Annotated in this window: 24 protein-coding genes and 1 pseudogene; 18 read left to right on the top strand and 7 right to left on the bottom strand. The window is 44.4% G+C overall.

Going from position 1 to position 22,305, the window contains the following annotated elements:
* The 5 genes from AC58P7_RS03100 to AC58P7_RS03120 all read left to right on the top strand — a co-directional run.
* A partial coding sequence (locus tag AC58P7_RS03100; protein WP_497339956.1) for a hypothetical protein occupies window positions 1-370 on the top strand: 370 nt, incomplete at its 5' end.
* A gap of 480 nt (window positions 371-850) precedes the next feature.
* Window positions 851-1,126, top strand: a complete 276-nt coding sequence (locus AC58P7_RS03105) for a helix-turn-helix domain-containing protein (protein WP_497340872.1) — start codon at window positions 851-853, stop codon at window positions 1,124-1,126.
* 127 nt (window positions 1,127-1,253) lie between these two features.
* Window positions 1,254-2,003: an IclR family transcriptional regulator gene (locus AC58P7_RS03110; RefSeq protein WP_497339957.1), complete on the top strand. Its 750-nt coding sequence runs from the start codon at window positions 1,254-1,256 to the stop codon at window positions 2,001-2,003.
* Between the two features lie 143 nt (window positions 2,004-2,146).
* On the top strand, window positions 2,147-2,920 hold the full coding sequence (locus tag AC58P7_RS03115) for an SDR family NAD(P)-dependent oxidoreductase (RefSeq protein ID WP_497339958.1): 774 nt from the start codon (window positions 2,147-2,149) through the stop codon (window positions 2,918-2,920).
* A 48-nt stretch (window positions 2,921-2,968) separates the two neighbouring features.
* On the top strand, window positions 2,969-3,877 hold the full coding sequence (locus AC58P7_RS03120; protein ID WP_497339959.1) for a fumarylacetoacetate hydrolase family protein: 909 nt from the start codon (window positions 2,969-2,971) through the stop codon (window positions 3,875-3,877).
* A 90-nt stretch (window positions 3,878-3,967) separates the two neighbouring features.
* On the opposite strand, the gene AC58P7_RS03125 is transcribed toward AC58P7_RS03120, so the two are convergent.
* Window positions 3,968-4,843, bottom strand: coding sequence for a cupin domain-containing protein (locus AC58P7_RS03125; protein ID WP_497339960.1), 876 nt, complete (start codon window positions 4,841-4,843; stop codon window positions 3,968-3,970).
* A gap of 121 nt (window positions 4,844-4,964) precedes the next feature.
* Here AC58P7_RS03125 and AC58P7_RS03130 point away from each other — a divergent pair, with 121 nt between their 5' ends.
* Both AC58P7_RS03130 and AC58P7_RS03135 read left to right on the top strand, forming a co-directional pair.
* A complete protein-coding gene (locus AC58P7_RS03130; protein WP_497339961.1) occupies window positions 4,965-6,158 on the top strand; it encodes a Gfo/Idh/MocA family protein in 1,194 nt (397 codons plus the stop codon).
* A 14-nt stretch (window positions 6,159-6,172) separates the two neighbouring features.
* Window positions 6,173-7,000 (top strand): sugar phosphate isomerase/epimerase family protein, encoded by an 828-nt coding sequence (locus AC58P7_RS03135; protein WP_497339962.1) that lies wholly within the window; start codon window positions 6,173-6,175, stop codon window positions 6,998-7,000.
* A 215-nt stretch (window positions 7,001-7,215) separates the two neighbouring features.
* On the opposite strand, the gene AC58P7_RS03140 is transcribed toward AC58P7_RS03135, so the two are convergent.
* The 5 genes from AC58P7_RS03140 to AC58P7_RS03160 all read right to left on the bottom strand — a co-directional run bounded on the left by AC58P7_RS03140 (window position 7,216) and on the right by AC58P7_RS03160 (window position 10,864).
* Entirely contained in the window at window positions 7,216-7,815 is a 600-nt protein-coding gene (locus AC58P7_RS03140; RefSeq protein ID WP_497339963.1) for a response regulator, read from the bottom strand.
* A complete protein-coding gene (locus AC58P7_RS03145) occupies window positions 7,812-8,951 on the bottom strand; it encodes a sensor histidine kinase (RefSeq protein WP_497339964.1) in 1,140 nt (379 codons plus the stop codon). Before AC58P7_RS03145 ends, AC58P7_RS03140 begins: the two co-directional genes overlap by 4 nt.
* A 57-nt stretch (window positions 8,952-9,008) precedes the next feature.
* Complete coding sequence (desA, locus tag AC58P7_RS03150; RefSeq protein WP_497339965.1) at window positions 9,009-10,073, bottom strand: Delta(5) desaturase DesA; 1,065 nt, start codon at window positions 10,071-10,073, stop codon at window positions 9,009-9,011.
* Between the two features lie 259 nt (window positions 10,074-10,332).
* Entirely contained in the window at window positions 10,333-10,563 is a 231-nt protein-coding gene (locus tag AC58P7_RS03155) for a cold-shock protein (RefSeq protein WP_497339966.1), read from the bottom strand.
* A 100-nt stretch (window positions 10,564-10,663) separates the two neighbouring features.
* Window positions 10,664-10,864: a cold-shock protein gene (locus AC58P7_RS03160; RefSeq protein ID WP_056625586.1), complete on the bottom strand. Its 201-nt coding sequence runs from the start codon at window positions 10,862-10,864 to the stop codon at window positions 10,664-10,666.
* Between the two features lie 259 nt (window positions 10,865-11,123).
* Here AC58P7_RS03160 and AC58P7_RS03165 point away from each other — a divergent pair, with 259 nt between their 5' ends.
* The 11 genes and pseudogenes from AC58P7_RS03165 to AC58P7_RS03215 all read left to right on the top strand — a co-directional run bounded on the left by AC58P7_RS03165 (window position 11,124) and on the right by AC58P7_RS03215 (window position 21,461).
* A complete protein-coding gene (locus AC58P7_RS03165; protein WP_497339967.1) occupies window positions 11,124-11,672 on the top strand; it encodes a hypothetical protein in 549 nt (182 codons plus the stop codon).
* A gap of 27 nt (window positions 11,673-11,699) precedes the next feature.
* Window positions 11,700-12,386 carry a response regulator transcription factor gene (locus AC58P7_RS03170; RefSeq protein WP_497339968.1) on the top strand — a complete coding sequence of 229 codons (687 nt, stop codon included), beginning with the start codon at window positions 11,700-11,702 and terminating at the stop codon, window positions 12,384-12,386.
* The gene (locus AC58P7_RS03175) at window positions 12,386-13,690 is read left to right on the top strand and encodes a sensor histidine kinase (RefSeq protein WP_497339969.1); all 1,305 of its coding nucleotides are present in this window, start codon (window positions 12,386-12,388) and stop codon (window positions 13,688-13,690) included. The genes AC58P7_RS03170 and AC58P7_RS03175 overlap by 1 nt, the downstream gene beginning before the upstream one ends.
* 105 nt (window positions 13,691-13,795) lie before the next feature.
* Window positions 13,796-14,224, top strand: coding sequence for an FMN-binding protein (locus AC58P7_RS03180; RefSeq protein ID WP_497339970.1), 429 nt, complete (start codon window positions 13,796-13,798; stop codon window positions 14,222-14,224).
* Complete coding sequence (locus AC58P7_RS03185; RefSeq protein WP_497339971.1) at window positions 14,224-15,117, top strand: FAD:protein FMN transferase; 894 nt, start codon at window positions 14,224-14,226, stop codon at window positions 15,115-15,117. Before AC58P7_RS03180 ends, AC58P7_RS03185 begins: the two co-directional genes overlap by 1 nt.
* A complete protein-coding gene (locus AC58P7_RS03190; protein WP_497339972.1) occupies window positions 15,118-15,888 on the top strand; it encodes an RnfABCDGE type electron transport complex subunit D in 771 nt (256 codons plus the stop codon). It begins immediately after the preceding gene.
* Between the two features lie 135 nt (window positions 15,889-16,023).
* Entirely contained in the window at window positions 16,024-17,376 is a 1,353-nt protein-coding gene (locus tag AC58P7_RS03195) for a hypothetical protein (RefSeq protein ID WP_497339973.1), read from the top strand.
* A gap of 170 nt (window positions 17,377-17,546) precedes the next feature.
* Window positions 17,547-18,200: pseudogene (locus AC58P7_RS03200) on the top strand (NAD-dependent epimerase/dehydratase family protein); the annotation flags it as partial.
* A 225-nt stretch (window positions 18,201-18,425) separates the two neighbouring features.
* Window positions 18,426-18,596 carry a Spo0E family sporulation regulatory protein-aspartic acid phosphatase gene (locus AC58P7_RS03205; RefSeq protein WP_497339974.1) on the top strand — a complete coding sequence of 57 codons (171 nt, stop codon included), beginning with the start codon at window positions 18,426-18,428 and terminating at the stop codon, window positions 18,594-18,596.
* Between the two features lie 205 nt (window positions 18,597-18,801).
* Window positions 18,802-19,434, top strand: coding sequence for an SGNH/GDSL hydrolase family protein (locus AC58P7_RS03210; protein WP_497339975.1), 633 nt, complete (start codon window positions 18,802-18,804; stop codon window positions 19,432-19,434).
* Window positions 19,435-19,610: 176 nt separating this feature from the next.
* Window positions 19,611-21,461: a hypothetical protein gene (locus AC58P7_RS03215; RefSeq protein WP_497339976.1), complete on the top strand. Its 1,851-nt coding sequence runs from the start codon at window positions 19,611-19,613 to the stop codon at window positions 21,459-21,461.
* 1 nt (window position 21,462) lies between these two features.
* Here the strand turns inward: AC58P7_RS03215 and AC58P7_RS03220 are convergent, their stop codons facing one another.
* Entirely contained in the window at window positions 21,463-22,293 is an 831-nt protein-coding gene (locus AC58P7_RS03220; protein WP_497339977.1) for a helix-turn-helix domain-containing protein, read from the bottom strand.
* Window positions 22,294-22,305 lie beyond the last annotated feature (12 nt).

A 22,305-nucleotide genomic window follows, 5' to 3' on the forward strand; every position in this document is an offset into this window, starting at 1 on the left:
ACATTATGAAGTGATCTCGAAGTTGGAGCAAGAACTGCGAAGTGAAAATGCCGCCAACATAGATGTACTAAACAACCAATATAAGAGTGTTTGTGAAGATGTAGAAGGGCTGCAGAATGAGCTTCATACCGTTCAGCCCAAGATTATAGAAGTTATGGAGCGAGATGAGGCCATATCTGAAGAAGTCTCTCGAATGCATAAAAATTTCGATTCCCTCGCTCAGAAGGTAGCTGAACTCATGGAACAAGTAAGCAGCAGCCGAAATTCTTCAAAGGAAGAAATACTAAACAACCGATTTGACAACATATCTATACAATTGACATCGCAACAACGATTACTTGATAAACTTGCGAAATTTTTAGGCATTTAGGAAAAGAAGGTAGAAGAAGAACGCCACTCGCTCTGTGTGGCGTTCTTTTCGGTATTTCGTAGATGGACTAGTTGAATTTGATGATAAGTGGGTTCTGTGAATCTCACCATTGTACACCTTGAAAGCTAGTATCCTCCGCATCCGTGGCAATCGTAATATCCCCAAAACTGAGGATGATCAGTGTCAAATTGATTGGAACTTAGCATGATCCGATGTAGGGTTCGCTTATCCTTTGCAGCTATTTCACCATAAGCGTGCACGATTTTCTCCGACGGAATCGGGTTGCTGGCGGATAAACATAAGGTATAAGAAACAGAGGTACCGATGCCTTTGTAAATTACACGTATTTTTGGTGTAGAATGCGACTGAGATGAAGGGTTGAACAATTCGATTTTTTCTTTAATCCACAAAGAGAAGAGAGCTTCGTTACACGTCCTGGGCAGTTCGATATGATGCCATACTCCTCCTTTTGCGTTTCACATTTCAGAACCCATTACGGTAGCAGATATGGCTCAGAGAGCCGGTTTATCTTCTACTCGATTTAACGTGCTCTTCAAGCAACATTTTCATATGACGCCGTACCAATATTTGTTGAAATTACGGATTGAGCATTCACAAGAACTATTAAAGAATGACGTATCCATTCAAAAAGTAAGCGAATATTGTGGTTTCACGGATGTGCATCACTTCTCGAACGTTTTTAAAGCTGCAACCGGGGTGACGTCGGGGGCTTATAGGGGAAACTTCAATTCGTAGCAACGGGCTAGACGAAAGCTTAGACATCATACACGCAAGGAGTTGTCTTGAAGACGAACTTACGCCAAACTCCACTTTGTGTTATCATCAAATGAAAAACCTGTTCGGTGGTCTGTGAGGTAAGAGGATGGAAAGAAAATACTGGGTTCCCGCGCTGGAAAGGGCACAAGACGTGCTCCAGCTAGTAGCAGCTCAACCCTCAAAGCTTAAGCTGATGGATTTGAGCGGGGCAACGGGCATTAATAAAAGCACGATGTTTTCTCTTTTACATACGATGGAAACCTTGAACTGGGTCATCAAAGAAAAAGGGGATACTTATGCGCTAGGTTCCTTTTTCGGTGTGATTGGAAACGCTTATTTTGCGGGCATGACGTTGGTGAAGCTATTTGAGGAAAAGGCATCCCGCGCTGTGGAGCGACTTGGGGAGACCCTTCAGCTGGCCCGGTTGGAGAAAGGCGAACTTGTATATTTGGCCAAAAAAGAGGCTGCAACCCAAGTTCGTCTGATCTCGGAGCCCGGCATGCGCTTGCCTGCTTATGCAACAGCCATGGGAAAAGTTCTGCTTTCCGCAATGGAGGATGAGCAGGTGCTCGCTTTGTATGAGGAAGGCGGCTACCAAGCATTTACTCCGAATACGGTTCGGAACGGAGAAGAGCTGCTGGAACAGCTTCGATTCGCTAGAGAAAGCGGCTATGCGGTCGATCAAGAAGAAATTGTTCTTGGTTTTTGCTGCTTGGCCATGCCAATTCTGGACCGAAACGGCGTGCGGATAGCGGCTGTCAGCTGTTCTATGCCTGTTCATCAATGGCAGAGTAAGCAAGCACTGGCTAAGGAAGAAATGCAGCGACTGGCTCATTCGTTGTCAGCTATAATATAAAGAATAAAACTAGCTATCATCCGGAATTCGGATCACAGCTAGTTTTTTTTGGATTGACGATACGTAACGCGGATGCTAAACTTAATTTATAATTTTAAATATTAAACTAAGTTTATTATAATAAACTAAGGAGTGAGTGCCAAGTGAGATTGCTCAATAAGGTAATCATGATTACAGGTGCAGGATCAGGAATTGGGAAGAGCACCGCGCTGCTTTTTGGTCAAGAAGGAGCTCAGGTGATTGTTAATGATTTGGACGCAGTCAAGGGAGAAGAAACAGCTTCCGAAATTCAAGCTAACGGAGGAAAAGCCCTTTTCCTGCAAGCCGATGTGACAGATCCTGAGTCCGTTAAAACGATGGTAGACCGTGCAATCGAAGCATGTGGACGAATTGATGTACTTTTTAATAATGCAGGAATTAGCGGTGTTGGTGCCCTTCACGAATTGGAGCCTGAGCAGTGGGATCGCGTCATCCGAGTGAATATTCGCGGCGTATTTCTACCATCCAAATATGTGATCCCACATATGATGGAACAACGTAGTGGGTCTATTATTAACATGTCTTCTTGCATTGCGGAAATTGGGTTAGCCAGACGCGCTTCCTATGCAGCTACCAAAGGAGCTGTACTGGCGTTAACGAAATCGATGCAAGTCGATTATGCACCGTATCAAATTCGTGTGAATGCCCTCTTACCAGGCACGATTTTGACACCTTTTGTTGAGAACTATTTGAAAACATCTTATGATGATCCTGAGGCCGCCATTGCTTCTCTGAAAAGTAGACAGCTTAGCGATGAGCTCGGAACGCCTGAGGATGTTGCGCAAGCCGCGTTATTCCTAGCATCCGATGAATCTAAATTCATGATGGGATCACCTTTATACATCGATGGTGGCGCAGTGTTCGGTAAAAATGCGTAAATCAAGCCTGTTTTTTCTAATATAGTTAGCATAGAGGAGATGTTACTTTTGAAACTAGTCACGATTGATCATTCCGGTGTGTTTCATCTTGGAGTGAAGCTAGAGAAATTCGTATTCGATATTACCGCGTCATTGAAAGCGATTCCTGAAAATGGTTTACCAACAGATATCATGTCCGTAATCAGCAACTCGGAATCTGTATTAGGTCAACTTGAACGTTATATGGCAAAAGTTTTAGAGGGGTCAACGGACGGAAATGCTTTCCTTCTGGAAGAATCCCAAGTCAAGTACGGTCCTTGCGTTACGCAGCCAGGCAAAATCATTTGCGTAGGATTAAACTATCGCAAGCACGCAGAAGAAACGAATGCGCCGATTCCGCAATATCCGATCCTTTTTAACAAATTTAATAATACGATTGCCGCACAAGGCGATGAAATTCCGCTTCCGAATCGTGTTACAAGTCAGGTTGATTATGAAGCTGAGCTCGTGATTGTCATTGGTAAACAGGCTAAATATGTGTCGAAGGAAGAGGCGTTGAGCCATGTGTTTGGATATTGCAATGTGAATGACTTGTCCGCACGTGATTTGCAAATGCGTACACAACAATGGTTGCTCGGGAAATCTTGCGATAAATTCAGTCCGCTTGGGCCGTATCTCGTCACGGCAGATGAAGTGGGCGATCCGAATCAGCTGAAAATTACGTGTACAGTGAATGGTGAGACGAGACAGAATTCTCACACATCGGATATGATTTTCCACTGTGATGAAATCGTCAGCTATATTTCCCAGCACATGACGTTGTCTCCTGGTGATATCATTTTGACTGGAACTCCAGAGGGTGTTGTTCTCGGTAAGCCCGTAGATCAACGTGTTTATTTGAAGCATGGCGACGTGGTTACGATTGAAATTGAGAAGCTCGGTGCTTTGACAAATCGAATGGTGGATGAGCAAGAATAGCTGATTTCCTATATCGCTTGTATAATAAGAGAATACTGCTTAGTGAATGAAGGAGACAGCCTACGGGTTGTCTTTTTCTTCTAACCCAAGCTACTGCCATTCAACCATCTGACCATTCAATTGGGTAGCAGTCGCTTGTTTTGCATAGTGCTTCGGCAGGACGCCGACTTTTTTCTTAAACATCCGAAGGAACCCGGTATAATCGTTGAATCCTGATCCCATACATGCTTCCGTTACATTCGCTCCGTCCTTGAGCAGTTTCTTGGCGAGCGCGATGCGTTTATAGACGATATACTCGTGAATCGTGCTGCCCGTATGCTTTTTGAAGAGACGACTAAGATGATATTTACTAATAAAGAATAATTTCTCTAGTCGTTCCAGGGATAAATCTTCAGCCAGATGCTGATCTAGATAAGCGAGAATCGGAGTCAAGCGAACAGGCAAGTCCAAGCCAGGCGCCTTTTCTTTGTTCGTCTCGAAAAACCGCTGCACAAGCGCAATAATTTCTAACATACAACCAAGCTTGATCAGAGCATCCCCTGAAAGGGGATGCTTTTTGGTATGGTTGTACTTTTGAAATAACGCGACCAAGGCAGAGGCTTCCTTCTCGCTTAGCTTGATTTTGTTATTTTCGCCTAGAGGGCGGTCATAGAAACATTGCAAGGGCTGAATCGTCTCCGTTTGGAATTGCGCGATTAAAGCAGGATTAAACTCGATCGTGACGCGTTCATACATGGCATCGCTAGTTAGGGCAGGTTTGTGTATTTCATGCTCATTCGTAATAATGAGATCTCCATATTGCAAGGGGTATACGGTTTTGTCTACAAAGTAATTCACGTCACCCCGAATTAAGAAGAAAATTTCACAACCTTGATGAAGGTGGAAATGAACATTAAAGGGCGGCTTCCTAGTTGCATGTAGGAAATTTACATGATCATCGATTTGTGCTAAGTAATCTGAAATCATCATCGGTCTCTCTTTCTAACAGAGCAAGATTATCCACTTATGAGGCAATTTCTTCAAGGAACTAGTAATTATAATGATATAGGATGAGAGTGAGATATTCAATATGTGGGAGGGAACATACATGAGTGATCCTATTATCAAATTTGGACTCGTAGGGATTGGGAACATTGGTCGAACACATCTGAAATATTTGAGTGAAATGGCGAATGTTGAGTTAGTAGGTGTTTGTGATGTCGATCAAGAGAAGGCGGATCAGCATGCGACCACTTATGGGACCAAGGCTTACTATAATGCGAGTGATTTATTAGCTCAATCGGGTCTCGATGTAGTGATTATTGCAGTTCCGCATTACGATCATCCAGTGATTGCGATTGAAGCTTTTGAGCGCGGTATTCATGTCATGTGTGAGAAGCCGATCGCCGTGCATGTCAACGATGCGAATCGGATGATTGATGCCTATGAAGCGGCTAGAGGTACGTATCCGAACTTACAGTTCGCGATCATGTTTCAAGAGAGAACGCTTCCATTCTACGCGAAGCTTAAGGGAATTGTCGCAAGCGGCGAGCTTGGCCAATTGACGCGGGCCACATGGATTCATACGAAGTGGTTTCGTTCGCAGACGTATTACAACAGCGGTGGCTGGCGCGCGACCTGGGCAGGGGAAGGCGGCGGCATCCTAACGAATCAGTGTCCACACACGCTAGATATGTACCAATGGTTGTTCGGTTTACCAGCCCTTATTTCAGGTCATGCCCATATCGGGAAGTACCATGATATTGAGGTAGAAGATGAAGTAACGGCTTATTTTGAACATGCAAACGGGATGATTGGCCATTTGATGGTGACTACCGCTGAGCTGCCGGGCACGAACCGTCTGGAAATTGTAGGCGATAAAGGTAAGCTGCTACTGGAGAACGGCAAGTTGCTCCACTACAAATACCCGCAATCCATTCTGACCTTCACTAAAGAGACAGAGCAGCATTTCGCGGCATGGGAGCTTAAACCGGAGGAAGTTCCTGTCGATACGACAACTCCGAACGGTCATCCGATTGTGACGAGACGTTTGGTTGATCGACTAATAGGTTTAGATGTGGATTTAATTGCTGAGGGTCCAGAAGGACTGGGAGCATTAACATTGGCCAATGGGATCATGCTGTCCTCTTTCGAGAAACGCCCGATAACCGTGCCTTTTGATGGTGATGCGTTCCAAGTTCATTTGGATGAAAAGATTAGAACGTCCAGCTTCGTCAAAAAAGTCAATGAGACACCAGTGCCAGTCGTTGATATGTCAGCTTCCTTCGGGACTGCGAAATAAAAGGAGGAATCGTCATGTCAAAAGTAAAGATTACTTGTTTCGCTGATGAAATCTCGCATGATTTGGAAGAACAATTGGATGTTCTTCAGGCAGAAGGAATAGCACATATTGAGCTCCGCAATGTATGGGGGAAGAATGTGCTAGATTTGAGTGAAGCTGAACTTCAGTCTATTCGTGTATTGCTAGAGCAGCGCGGTTTTGCTGTCTCTTCCATTGCGTCACCGATTGGTAAATATCCAGTGGCAGATGATTTTGCACCTCAGTTGGATGCCTTGCAACGAGCGATTCATGCCGCTAAGTCGTTAGGTACGCCTTATATTCGAATCTTTTCGTTTCATCCTCCGGAGAATGGCGATCTAGACGCGTGTAGGGACGAAGTATTGAGCCGAATGAAGCAGCTAACCGAGCTTGCTGAGAGCCAAAATGTCATTCTTATTTTAGAAAATGATAATAATCTATACGGTTCGAAAGATGATCGCGTTTTGGACATTTTGCAACATTGTGCTTCAAGTTCGCTTCGCTTGGCATTCGATCCTGGTAATTTCGTTATGAATGACGTTAAACCAGTTGATGAAGCATATCCGAAGTTAGATGCATTTACCGCATATATTCATGTGAAGGATGCGACGAGCGAGCCGAGACAATTCGTTCCTGCGGGTGCTGGTGATGGGCAGATTGATCGCTTATTGCTTCAATTACGTGAACGCGGTTACGCAGGTTTTCTGTCGGTTGAGCCTCATTTGCATCATTATTTGCCTCATGCAAGTAATCCCAAAAGCGTTGTGACGGCGGTCCGTGCTTTGAAAGACAGGCTCGCTCGTGCTGAAATGGCCTGGGAGTAAGTGTGTTAATCTTTAGTTCGTAGGGTCGAGCAGCAATTGCTTGACTCTTCTTTTTTTGATAAACATGACATATTGGGTGAACAAATAAGAAGAAGAGTGACATAAGTCGCCCGACGATCGCAGTCAAAGCAGCCGCGTTGTCCGTGAGTCGCTTCGGAGCTCAGGCAGGGATGCCGACACTTGCGGAATTGGGTTAGCTGCAATAAAGGGCTGGTTTATTTGAACCAGCCTTTTTCTTTGAAACGAAGAATGGCTTCAACCCGGTTACTAACACCTAGCTTATCTAGGATTACGGATATATAATTGCGGACGGTCCCGTTCGTAAGATAGAGTTCGCTTGCAATATCCTTCGTGTTTTTGCCATCTGCAATAAGAAGCAATACTTCCTTCTCACGCTCTGTTAACGGATTATTATATCCATCCGTACTATCAACTAATTCAGGCGCATAGATGCGGCGGCCGGTCATAATGCTTCGAATCGCGTCTGCTAGTTCTTCACTAGGACTATCCTTCAGCAAATAACCGCTTGCGCCAGACTTGATTGCCCTCTCAAAATAACCGGATCTGGCAAAGGTGGTCAAGATCATCACTTTGCAGCCCGTACCGTTTAAGGCCTCGGCCGCATCGATTCCGCTCATACCTGGCATTTCGATGTCCATAATACAAACATCTGGTTTGTAATGAAGCACCAGTCGAACGGCTTCCTCGCCATTGCTAGCTTTACCGACGACCTGCATATCTTCTTCCAAATCGAGCAGAGAAGCTAGAGCTCCGAGCAGCATCCGTTGGTCTTCAGCAATCACGATTCTAATCATACCATCGCCTCCTTTTTTTCCGGCTGTTTATTCACGATGGGGACTCTAAAAACAACCGTTGTCCCGGAATCCGACACAATCTCTATCACACCGTTTACAAATTCAAGACGTTCTTTCATTCCGTGCATACCATTTCCTTTGATATTCAAAGAATCCGCTGTGATACCGATGCCATTGTCCTTTACTTTGATAACAAGCTCGGTAGGCGAAGGTTCGATTGCGATTAGACAGCTTGTTGCGTTACTATGCTTTACAATATTCGTTATAGCTTCCTTCAAACACATACTGAGCACGTTCTCAGCAATCAGGGAAGAGCTGGGCAATTGGGGGATGCCTTCTATAATGAGATCGATCTCTGCAACTTTTAAAATTTGTGAGACTCGAAACAGCTCATCTTCCAACCGTGTGCCGCGCATTTCTGTCACTAATTCCCTGACTTCTTTCAACGCGGTTCTTGCCGTTTGACGAATATCCTTGATTTCAGCTTGCGCCTGAGTTGGGTTTTTGTTTATTAATTTGAACGCCAAATCGCTTTTCAACCCGATTAAGGATAGTTTTTGGCCTAAAGTATCGTGGAGATCACGGGCAATACGTTGACGCTCCTCCAGCTTGATTAACTCTGAAATTCGTTTATTTGCATGTTCAAGCTGATTTTGCAGCTTGTCTCGTTTATTTCGGTTGTAGGTGGTAACTGGGAGTAGAATAACGCCAAATAGACTGACCACGACGAACGGCAGCTGGGAGAGGATAGTCGGATTTCGAGTCACAAAAACAACGTTTATAGCTGCAAGGGTAGTTACAAGATGAACCGTATACAGTGTGAAAAAACCAATCTGACTCTGGAGATTACCGATAAAGAACGCTAAAAACAAAGCGAAATAGACATATCCAAAGAGTAAGGTCATCGTGATAGAAATGAGAATCTGGACGCTAGTCCAGAAGTAGACCAACCAACCTTTTGAAACAAATGAAAGCACATAGGAAGCAAAAAACACCAGAATCATGATGATGCCGATGACGACCTCGTAGGTGTTGGAGGAACGTAAAATAAAATAAAAAGGGAGGATGTAAAAGACGACCCATACATAGGGACTAAGTCCCGTGCTTTTGTGGAAAATATGATGCCACTTTTTCATGATGCCCTCCCTTTCGAACCATACGTATGAAGTTTATTATATAACAAATAGGGGCTTCTAGCTTGCGCGTTCCGAATGTAATGGTGGGCCTGAAGTCGAACTTTCATAATTGTCAGCACGCACAACTACCGGATGGTGCTTCAGTTCTTTGAAGGCAATGAACTCCTTGGTCTGTTCATCCCACAGATGGAAACTGATCGACTTTAGACTCTTTAATATCGTAATCGTCGTTGCTTTCTGGAGGAGATGAGATGCGTTGTGCGCCTTTTCTAAATGATAATTCGGTACTTTCGGGCTCAGGTGATGTACGTGATGAAAGCCGATATTTCCGGTAATCCATTGTAAAATAAGGGGTAGCTTGTAATAGGAGCTTCCATCGACGGCGGCATTGACATAGCTCCACTCTGTTTCATTTTCAAAATAGGTGTCCTCGAATTGATGTTGTACATAAAACAACCAAATTCCTATACTGCCGGAAATAAGGAAGATCGGTCCTTGAATCATGAGAAACGCCTGCCATCCAATTGCCCAGATCATCCCAGCATATAAACCCATTAGAAGAACATTAGTCAAGTAATTGCCCATCCGTTCCTTTCGTTTCGCACCTTTGCGGTTGAAACGATATTGAACGAGAAACACGCCAATCGGTCCGAAGCCAAACATGACAAGCGGATTTCGATAAGCGCGGTAAGCGATACGACGCCATAAAGGAGAATCAATATATTCCTTAATAGTAAGTATCCACATATCTCCGGTGCCCCTCTTATCAAGGTTACTGCTAGTGGAATGATGGATCGCATGGGTATTCTTCCATTGCTGATAGGGAATATGGGTAACTACGCCAAGAATGGTACCGAGTATATCATTTGCCTTACGGTTCTTAAAGAACGATTGATGACAACAGTCATGAAACAGGATGAAGGTTCTAATCATAAACCCGGCAGCAATGAGCACAATGGGGAAGGTAAGCCAGTAAGAAACAGCAAGGCTTAGATAAGCGGTATACCAGAGAGCGATTAGCGGAACCAACGTATTGATTAATTGTCGGATACTTGCCTTCGTATCGGTTTTCTCAAAGGGGGCTACATTCTTTTTTAAATGAGAGATATGATTCTTGTCCATTGTGAAAATTCCTCCTCAAATGATGCGCGGGCAATGTTGTCCGAAGTCTTAGGCCCTTGTCTAAATTTAGTATAAACAACCCTATAGGCGCTTAGTAGTTATAAACGTCAGTACGAAGGTATGACATATGTCATGTAGCTCAACTGTGAGTAGCTTCCTCTTACTTAAAAGTATCGTTTTGAAGCGAGAAAGGGCTGATCTTCACGTAGCGTAAACTACATGAGATCAGCCCCGAAATATGCAACAAGTCGTATATAGATTAGGAAATCAGTCTGCCTGTATGAAGAGACTTCATATCTATGTTGGAGTTAGAAATTAAGGGCAGCATCTTTAAGCTGCTAATCATGGGTGCTTGGCACAGATGGCAGGTTGGGACGTACTCGAACGAAAAATTGTCCCGAATCCAACCCTTACAATCTTTGGTGTGGCAAGCCCAAATTTTAGTGTTTTCCTGTGGGAGATCCACTAACGATTTTCTTCGAAAATACATGGTTAACTCCTCCTTTGGCAAAATAAACGACTTCCTGACTATATTCTTCGATTAAATTAAAAACTGCCCTTAACACAGGTTAAGGGCAGTTTGCAGAGAATTATAGTTTTACAACATTTTCGGCTTGAGGGCCGCGGTTGCCTTGAGCTACGTTAAACTCAACGCGTTGTCCTTCGTCCAATGATTTGAATCCATCTCCTTGAATTGCAGAGAAATGTACAAATACGTCATTTCCGCCTTCCATTTCGATAAAGCCAAAACCTTTCTCTGCGTTAAACCATTTTACTGTTCCTGTTTCCATTATTCATTACCTCCGAAAAGTTATTTAACATGTTTTTTTAAATAAAAAAATCACACATTGGAAAACCGACCATTACACAAATGATCACTTTTTCAATATGTGAATTTATGTTTAAAGCGTATTGAAAGTATCATATCACATAATAGCGTGATGAGCAAACGTTATTGCACTTGATCATGATAATCCTTCGGACTTTTTCATTTCATTTTCAGAATAATGGGGTATATTACTGTTATTATTATGAAGTGGAGGAAATACGATGAGCACGCAGCACAATAAAGTCGACAATCAATCATGGATCCCAAAGAAAGAGCGAATATGGGTGGTAGGCGCGATTATCTTGTCCACACTCCTGCTGATTTGGCAGCTTTGGGTTCTTATTCATACGCCATCAGAAACCCTGCACAACCGCCGCTTTGAGCATACGTTTAAAAATTATGGCTCCAATGCACGATTAGCTCTGTTCGTTGTATTAGCGAATTACGTATTAGCTTTCCTAATTAAACAGCGTATTTGGGGGCGATTCGATGTTCTGAAAAAAGGGCTGGTCACCTTACTGCGCATTGTAAAAAGCTGGCATACCCCAATTGCAATCCTTGCTATTGCTCTCATTGTTCTTCATGCGGTTGCCGTCTTTATGTATGGTTTTAAATGGGATTTCAACAATATAAGCGGGCTTCTTGCACTGATTGTCCTTTTACCAGTACCTATTTCGGGTTTATTCCGTTATCGGAGGCTGGATCGGAAATGGCATTTGCGATGTGGACTAGCCTTTGCGCTCTTATTTTTGATACACGCTTTTTTATAAAGAGTGGTTGTAGGAAGGTCGTGTTCTATGCATATCTTGCTGGTTGAGGATGACGTAAAGCTTGGTGAACTGATTCAATATAAGCTAAAAAAACAGTTATACCAAGTAGAATGGGCACTTGATGCAGAGACGGCGCTGGATTTCATCGAGCGAGTTCATTTTGATCTCTATGTGCTGGACTGGATGATCCCGCAGAAAACGGGGATTGAGCTATGTAAAGAGATCAGAATGAAGAAGAATCGGACACCGATCCTTATGCTGACGGCACGAGATTCGATTACTGATCGTGTAGAGGGTTTAAACGCAGGAGCAGACGACTACTTAGTTAAACCCTTTGCATTCGAAGAATTAATCGCACGTCTGCATGCTTTATATCGCCGGAAAGAAACGAACTGGGAATCGGATACCAAAACATTTGGACATACGCTTGTCATTGACCATAGTACGTATGAAGTGAGTAGAAATGGCGTTTCGATTCCTCTATCTAGACGCGAATTTCAATTGCTGTCCTTTCTAGCCCAGCATCCGAAACAAATTTTAAGCAGGGATCAGTTGATTGACCGCGTCTGGGGATTGGATGCGGAAATTACACTGAATACCGTAGATGCGACAATCAAATTACTTCGGAAAAAGCTGGATGATCCGTTTCCTGACAAAATCATTCAAAACGTACGCGGGCTCGGCTATCGCTTAATTGTAGAAGGAGGAGACTGATGTTCGAGCGAACCAGAAAAAAACTGACGTTATTTTTCGGCAGTATCCTCGGCGTCGTAATCATTCTCATATCATTGCTCTATTATTTTATTCTGCAGCAAACCTTGCATCACGATGAAAGTCAGAAATTAAAAGATCTCGGTGATAAAATGTCACAGCAGTGGGAGCATCGCATAGAGGAGCAGAAGAAGGATAAGCGAGATCATCCTCCTGAGCGTGAACAGAAGAATGTGGAGTGGATCTTCCTGCTTTCCGACGAATTGATCGTATGGGTGAGTCCTGACGGGAAAACAGTGACCTCTCCTAGTACCTATACAAGCATGTCCAACCAGCTTATCAAATGGGCTCAAGAGCATGAAAGAAAAGATAAGCAAGGCGAGCGATTTCAGTTAAAAGAAGGCGAGAATCGACAGACTTTCCTGGTGAGTTCCCATGTGTTAATGGATGGGGGGGGCGAATATTGGATGGCCATTGATATTTCAGGAAATGTGGAGCTATTGCAAACGATAAAGTTATTACTCTCCCTATTTACATGCGTGTTATTGTCCATTGCTATTGGTTTAGCGTATTTTTTTGCAGGTAAAGCGATGGTCCCCATCAAAAAATCCTATCATCGCCAAGTTGAGTTCACAACGAATGCCTCTCACGAGCTGAGGACACCGTTGAGTGTTATTCATTCCTCTGTTGAATTGTTGGAGGAATGTAAGGAGGCATTACCCGAATTTGAACAGCATGTGCTGGAAAGCTTGCAGGATGAAGTGAAGCGGATGATCCGTCTTGTAGAGTCATTACTAACCTTAGCCCGCAGTGATTCGAAATCTTTGCAGGTCAAAATGGAAACGGTTGATCTTAGTCAAATTTCGCAGCAATCCTTTCAGGCCATGCAACCATTGGCGCTTAAAAAAGATGTGCATTTGGTGCTGGACGCTGCTCCCTTGCCCGATTCTGATCGTCCTCTAGTTCACGGTAACATAGATCAATTAACACAATTACTTTATATCTTACTTGATAATGCCATTAAGTATACGCCTCCAGGCGGAGAAGTAACAATCTCCTGCCGCACGGCTCCTAACGGTCGAACAACATTGCAAATTGCCGACACGGGTATAGGCATTCCGAGGGATGAGCTTGCACGCATTTTTGAGCGTTTCTACCGAGTGGATAAAGCACGTTCCCGTGAACTAGGTGGGGCAGGTTTAGGTCTTTCCATCGCTGCAGATATTCTAAGCAGTCATGGGGCCTTCATCCATGTGACGAGTGAAGAAGGGAAGGGAAGTACTTTTGAGATTGAGTTCCTCCCTTAACAGATTTCAGTTTAATTTCATTTACATGTCGTAACATTAGTCTTGCAGCAGAGAATGAGCAGCACGCATTCATAAGTGCTTTAAGCCTAAGTTGGAGGTATGGATATGGCCAAAATGGATAAGAAATGGGTTGTGCTTTGTTCTACAGCCATTGGCGTAATATACAGTGCGGGATATATGGCAACGGAAACACAAGCCACTTTGCAGCAGCCACAGCAGCAAGTGCAAACGACAACAACGCGAGCAGTCAGCAGCCAAGTCAAAAGTCAATATAAAAATGGTATCTTTGATGGAAGTGGCTCAAATCGACGCGGGTCAATTGATGTCAAAGTCAGCATTAAGAATGACAAAATAATGGACGTGGAAATCAGCCATTTTGCCATGCATTATTCGAAGAATGATGTTGTTGGATTGCCACAAGAAGTTGTACAAAAGCAAAGTGCACAGGTACAGAATGTATCAGGAGCGACCTACAGTACACAAGCCTTTAAAGATGCCATTCAAGACGCTCTTGCACAGGCGCGGAATGCCTAATGGCAAACCTAGTGAAGAAATCGAAATTATTTATGGATACCGTCGTTGAAATTAAGGTCGTTACCCTGCTTACCTTACGTGAGGCTGAGCCCGTGATAGAGAGAGCTTTTGAAGCATTTCGAAAGGTTGAACAGGCATGCAGTCGATTCTCGCTCGATAGCGAGCTAATGAAAGCCTCCCAACGGTTGAGAACCCAAGTTCCGATCAGCTCTTGGTTATTTGAACCCCTTAAATTTGCCTTGCAAGTCGCGGAGTGGACAGAAGGGGTTTTTGATCCGACAATTGGAAAAACAATGGAAGAGCATGGCTTCAATCAGCATTATTTAACGGGAGAAACCATCTCATCCTTCACTGCAAATAACGCCACTTACCGGGATATCGTTTTACAAGAGAGTGATCACACCTTATATTTGCACAAACCATTGGTGATTGATTTAGGCGCAGTAGCGAAAGGCTTTGCCATTGACATAGCCGCGCAGTCGCTGGCTGACTTTCAGGGCTTTGTTATTAATGCCGGGGGTGATCTGTACGCTGGAGGGGTAGATGAGACGGGCCAAACTTGGCAAATCGGTATTCAACATCCGGCGTATAAGGATCGTATTATAGAAACGATTGAAATATCCAATGAAGCGATCTGTACATCGGGCGGCTATGAACGTAAAAGTGAGGTTAACGCCGATGTTCATCATATTATTCATCCGAGAAGCAAGCAGTCGCCATGCGAATTGATCTCCTGCAGTATCGTGGCTCCTTATGCGATGATGGCAGATGTCTTCTCTACGGTTGTATGCTTATTTGGCATGGATCAAGGGAAAAAATTAATAGATGAAATAGGAGTGAAGGGGATTTTGATCACCTCAAAAGGTCACGTGGAAAGAGTAGGGGGGATTTAAGTGTCCATTCATCACTGGTACAAAAAACCAAAGAGCTATGTCATCATTTCCATGGTAGTCCTACTAGTAATAGCTTCGATATTAGCAGCAGACATTAACGGAATGTATAATGCGATCACTGCTCTCGTGGCAGCAGTAGGGGCAGATTTACTATGCTCTCATATAGGCAAAAGAAAAAAATGGCAACCAGATGGCGCGGTGATTACGGGGCTTATCATTGCCTTAATTTTAAGCACAGCAACCTCTTGGTATATCGTTGGTATGACGGCCATCATGGCAATTCTTTCTAAACATCTGCTGGTTAATAAAAAAAAGCCGGTCTTTAACCCAGCTGCCTTCGGCTTGCTGTTATCCATTCTATTTTTTCAAACTGGTCAGAGCTGGTGGGGAGCATTTGGAGATCTGCCTGTTTGGACGATTGGCATTCTGTTAATTAGTGGTTACGCGGTTACGAATCGTGTGCACAAATTCCCCCAAGTATTTGCATTCCTTAGCGCTTATTTCTTGTGTTTACTTCTCATGGGGGTCTTGCATCTCGGGGATGCTGTGGATGCATTTCGACCGCCGTTTATTAATGCTTCATTGTTTTTTGCACTCTTCATGCTGACGGATCCACCAACCTCTCCAGTCCAAAATAAGGATCAAATCGTATTCGGTCTGCTGAGCGCAATTGTAGGTGTTGTTATATATGGCTTCTTCGGCGGATTGATGTATTTGTTTATCGGACTTCTTGTCAGTAATGCCTTTCACTTCCTAAGAACAAGGACATAGGGACGGTGTAATCGTTTATTTTGAGACACCAAAAAGAATTGTCTTTTAATTGGCGGCAGGGATATACTTAGGGTAAACATGCCTCATGGCATAACGTTGCATGAGCATACCACCTAAGTAAAGGAGTCGCTCGTCATGGATAGTCCGAATCGAATTGCCATTGGCGTTTTAGGTCCAGAGGCTTTGGTGAATAAAGTGTTAAGCGTCATAGCGTCGTCCTTTCCTTCCTTTCAGCCGATTGCGCAAGTGTGTTCGGCAGAAGATGCGCAAGAAGCGGCTGAGCAATTACTTCTAGAGGTCGAGGTACTTCTTGTAACAGGGCCGACACTATATCGACGCGTGAAGGAACAAATTATTACGCACCTGCCTGTGCATATGATCCCATTGACTGACACAGGACTGTTTAGTGCCTTATATCGTTTGCGGAGTAAGCCGCAACTTGTTTTATCGGACACTGTGTTTAGTATAGATTCGTTCACGTCTTCAGCCTTAAGCCGGCATGTCAAAGAAATTGGCGAGGCACTCTCTAGTTTTCTCATTTATGAAGGTTTACCCTACCCACAAGTCGATGCAATTACGCAATTTCACGTTGAAGCTTATCGCAGTGGAGCTGCTCAAGCTGCTATGACAACCGAGAGTGAAGTTGCTGATGAACTGGGCAAACGGGGTATTCCTTGCGAATGGATTACGCCGACCGATCAGAATATCACTGTTGCTCTGGAGCGTGCGCTCCTATCTACAGAAACTCGGCGAAGTAAAGAAGCGCAAATTCTCGTCGGCATGATCAATGTGGATGATTTCGGGAAAAAGCTGCAACAGCAGAGCACGGAGCATGATATTCAGCGGTTCAAGCTTGAGGTGCATCGAAAGCTGATCGACTATGTGGAGTCGTTGGATGGCTATTTAACACATCTTGGCGCCGATGAGTATTTATTCTTTACAACACGGGGGATTTTCGAAAGAGAGACCGTTGGCTACAAGTCGGTTCCGCTCGCCCGTGAAGTCTGGAAATCACTTGGCTTGTCACTAAGTATGGGGATCGGCTTTGGTCGCAGTGCGAATGAAGCGGGTACCCATGCACGTATCGCGCTGCGCAGATGCAAAGAAGCAGGCGGAAATACTTGCTTCATTGTTCGTGAAGACAAGACACTGATTGGTCCGCTGGAAATGGCGGATCCGCTAAGCAGGGATTTGTCAGTAACGGATCCTGTGCTCCTCAAGAGTGCCGAGGATGCCGGGATGACATCGACGTATTTAAGTCGTCTCATGGCCACTGTTGCACGAACGAGTAAGCTGGACTACGAGGTGCATGAGCTTGCAAATATCCTAGGGGTTACCGTCAGAAGTACGCACCGCTTGCTGCTGCAATGGATGGATCATGATTTGATTTCGATAGTTGGGTATGTGAAGGTACCAAAAGGGAGACCAAAGCAAACATTCCGACTCCGATTTCTGGAGAAGTTCGCCATTGATCCGACAGGCTCGTAGCCTTTTATTGTTGTATACGAATAACCGCTCTATTGTTGACCTCGGTCAAAGAGAGCGGTTTTCCTTTATCCATTAAAAGACTATTTAAAGATTTGTCTTTTATGTTTGTGAGTCCGTATACTACAGTCAGGAAGCATATTTCAGATTATAACGTGAGGAGCTTGTGACAAATGAATACTCTGGAAGATTTGGATAAGGTCATGTCTAACCCCTCCTCAGCACTGATTCAATTTATGAAAGAATTAGAGGGGGATATCATGCTGCTTGGTGTTGGCGGGAAGATGGGGCCGAGCCTGGCGAAGCTTGCGATGAATGCGATCAAAGAAGCGGGTGTGGATAAAAAGGTCTATGGGGTTTCCCGATTCTCAGAAGGAGGATTGCAAGAGGAGCTTCAATCCTATGGCGTACACACGATTGCCTGTGATCTTCTGAACGACGCGGCGTTGCAGGCATTACCAGATGTCCCTAGTGTCATTTATATGGCTGGCACGAAGTTTGGGACAACAGGGAAGGAACATTTCACATGGGTGATGAACGCTTACCTGCCAGGGCGTGTAGCTGAGAAATACAGCAAGTCCCGTATCGTCGTATTTTCAACAGGCAATGTATATCCTTTCACACCCGTTACGTATGGTGGGGCGCACGAAGCGATAAGCCCGGCACCAATCGGAGAATACGGTCAATCCTGCCTTGGCCGTGAGCGGATGTTCGAGCATTATAGTTACAAGAATGGTATGCCTGTGTTGAACTACCGATTGAACTATGCGATCGACTTGCGCTACGGTGTACTTTTGGAAATTGCGAAGTCGTTGAAGGAAGGCCGATTGTCGAATCATCCATAATCCTTCCGCCATCAGGGTCTGGATCAGTGCTGAAGGGGAGCCAGTGGAGATTCCTGCTGGACAATTCATTCGAATTTAGTATTTATTTGTAAAATTTCGTATAAACGAATGGTTTGCTAATAGTTTCTTAACATTAATCATTTATGATATAGGTAACAAAACATGTAAGTTATCCAAAAGATGAATTTCAAAATCGGAGGGATCAATATGGGGCAACGATATGAGTTGGAAGAGAAGATTGAAGCATTAAGAATTGAGCTGAATCTTGCTAGTCAAACATATGGCCTATTGTCTGAAACGGTATTGAAACTTTCTATCGCACTGGATGAACTGCTGAATACCTATTATCAATCAAGCTTTATACGTACCATCGCTTAATTAGTAAACCGAGTTCACACTTGCGGGTGTGCATTTCGGTTTTTTTTGTTTTTTAGCGATGAAGTTTGCGTGTGAGTGCGATCGCTGGCCAACCCAAGGATAAAAGATTTGTTCTCTCAATCCGCAGGACATGGTATAATTTGTGAGGAAATTTATTCCTAACAATCTGAAGGAAGCTTGGCAATCAAAGGGGGAGTTCGTCACAATGGCAGCATGGTTGGAGCAAGGAGATATCGTTCTATTTCAAGGGGATAGTATTACAGATGCAGGACGCGCTCGTGAAAATGATCGTGATCTAGGGATAGGCTACGCGCTCATGGCGGCTGCATTATTTTCGGCGAAATATCCGGAGAAGCAGGTTACCTTTCTAAATCGCGGGATTTCTGGCAATCGTGTCCCTGACCTGCAGGAGCGATGGCAGCAAGACTGTTTGGATTTAAAACCTAATCTCGTTTCGATTTATATCGGCATTAACGATACTTGGCGTAGATATGATCGCAATGATGGAACCTCGACGGAGAAATTCAAAGAGGGTTATCGTCAATTACTTGATCAAACGGCGAGCACAGGAGCAAAACTGCTTCTTATCGAGCCATTTGTTCTCCCAGTACCCGAGGATCGCAAGTTGTGGAGAGAAGATTTGGATCCGAAGATTACCGTAGTTCGTGAATTAGCAAGAGAATTCAACACACGTCTACTCTGCTTGGATGGTTTATTTGCACAAGCCTCTACGCAAGCCGACAGCGCTTTCTGGGCGCCGGATGGGGTGCATCCTTCTCCTGCTGGACATGCCCTTATTGCGAATGCATGGCTTAAGGTTGTTGGCGCAATAGAGTAGGGAAATCAGTCGTATCTATAAGATATTGGAATTGAAAGCTTCCGCTTGTTGCGAGAAGCTTTTATTATGTGCAAAGAGGTCAATATTTGACGTATAAAGGTAAAGAAAGTAGCTATTTTGCAGTCATCGATGAGGTTATAGTTAAGAGTAAAGTGTACTAATTGGGAGGATCCTCTATGAATAGTAGAATGTTATTAGAAGCGTTACTAGAAGCTGAATCCGATCACGGAAACCTGTTCCACGAAGCCTTGCAGGTAGCTAATTCACCTATTTTGCATACGGAGAGTCCCTTACTAAAGTCTGTTTATAACGAAATTACGCCGCTTATACACAAATTTGAAAATCAGCCTATTGCTGCCTTACCTTTTAAAGAGTGGGATTTATATCGTTCGAAGGGATCGCGAATCGAATTTGAAGCGCTTTATTTTGATCGTCGTCGTCGGTTAGCGGCATTGGTCGTAGCATCGTTGAAGGATGGAATTGAGCCTTATCTATCCGCGTTGGAAAATACGATATGGGCTATTTGCGATGAATATACGTGGTGCTTGCCTGCACATTTGATGAACCATGATCAGGCTGTAGAAGGAGAAGAATTCAAACATATAGATTTATTTGCTTCAGAAACTGCACATGCCCTTAGTGAGACCTGCCATATTTTCCGAGATCACCTAAATGGTCAAGTGGTGCGAAGGGTGCAGCGTGAAATTATGGAGCGGGTTCTGGAACCTTATGTGGCCCTCAAGAGAGCCTATTGGTGGGAAACGTGCGAGATTAATTGGTCTGCCGTTTGTGCAGGGAACATTGGCATGGCCGCAATTTACTTGCTGCCTGATTCTAAAGCGTTAATGCCTCTCATTCAACGTGTTCTTGGCTCGATGGATTGTTTTCTAGATGGGTTTTCAGAAGAAGGCGCGTGTTTGGAAGGCTTGGGATACTGGTATTATGGGTTTGGCTACTATGTGTATTTCTCAGAGCTGTTGAAACAGCGAACAAGCGGTAAGGTTGATATTCTCCAGTCGGATGAAAAAGCTCGTAGAGTTGCCCAATTCCCGCAGACTTGTTTCTTACAAGGAAATCATATTGCTAATTTCTCGGATTGCTCTAGGCGAAATGGGATTCAAATCGGGATTTTCAGCCGTTTATGCGAGCAATTTGAGGAGATTCGAGTCGCGACTCTTGACCATCTCCCTCCAACAATTGATCATTGTGGCCGCTTCGCGGGTGCCGTACGGAATGTCGTTTGGTTAAATGAAACACTGCTTCGTGAACGTGAGGGTTTGCCACTTCAAACAGACTTCCTCCCAGAAGCACAATGGATGGTGAGTCGGGCGAAGGTGAGGGACAAACTCGTAAGTTTCGCAGCCAAAGGAGGGCATAACGACGAGCCTCATAATCATAATGACATCGGACATTTCATCTGGATCGTAGATGGCGTTAGATGGTTCGAAGATTTGGGAGCGGGACTCTACACGAAGCAATATTTCGGAGATGAGCGATATTCCATTCTCTGTAACAGCTCAGCGGGTCACAGCGTTCCGATCATTAACGGTTGCCACCAGCAAGCAGGTATCCAGCATTGTGCACAAGTGCTAGCTGCTGATTGCTCGGGTGGGAGCGAAGGGTTCGAGCTTGATCTGACGCAAGCGTATGCGGTACCTTCGCTTGAGAAGCTCGAGCGAAACTTCGAGTTTGATAAGCTGCAAGGCAAGTTGACGCTCACGGATTCATTCGTATTCCGTGAATGGGGCGCAGCGGTGACGGAGCGCTTCGTTACGCAGTATAAACCAGTCATTGTGCGTGATGGCGAGATTCGCCTTGAGGTTGGTTTCGAAGAGGGACAAGCTTTTGGCGCAGAGGGCAAACATCAGCAATTGATGCGATACGATGCAAAACAGTTGACTGCGTCCATCCAAGAGGTGGAGCATCAGAATCATGAGGGCGGTACGGAGACTGTGTACTTGATCGATTTAGCTGCTGCTGAGGTCGGAGCGCAGGTGAGTTTTGTAGTTACGCTGGAGATGGACTGAGCTAACCATTTAACCACAACCCGTGCCGCTGTCGATACTGCAAGGGGGTTAGTCCGGTCTTGGTTTTGAACATTCGCGAGAAATAATTCGGATTATCCACGCCAAGCTCGTAGGCAATTTGAGAGACGGGCTTCACGCTGGAAGCCAGCATTTTTTTGGCTTGTTCAATTTTGATGCTATGCACGAAATGCAGTGGCGCCTGCCCCGTTTGTTTGATAAACAATTTGCGCACATGAGAATCACTTAACTGGACAAGCTCAGCAAGCTCGCTAATTTCGGGCATCCGACGCGGATGCGCGTGAAGAAAGTGGATGATGGTGTGAATCCGCTTATCCATGTGCGAATAACTGGAGCTTGGCTGGTCCATCATCTCTTGATGAAGTAATTCATACAAAATCCGGAGCAGCGAAGACTGCTGCATAAGATGAACAAAAGCACTCACATCCCGCTCATGCTCAAGCATCTCTTGAATAATAGGTTCAACGGAGATCGTATTGTTCTCATATAGTATCGGAATATTCAGTAGCTGAACCCAACTTCGATAGCTGACTAAGGAAATTTCGGCATCAAAGTTAATGCTAGTTAGTTGCAGCTCATCGGAGATTGCGCGAAAACTAATCACACTATGGGCAGGCAGAATGACCATGTGCCCCTCTTTACAATGAAAAGTTGCTTGGTCAATCTCAAGCTGAAAGCTTCCTTTATGCACATACCACATCACGCAATGCCGTAGGGTGCGCGCACTTTCCTGCCAACAATAGTCGAGCTGATACTGGGTAATATGCAGGAATCGAATCTCTAACGATTCAATCATCATCTGAAAAGAATTCAAAGTATACGCCTC

The organism is Paenibacillus sp. J22FR5, assembly GCF_059691975.1.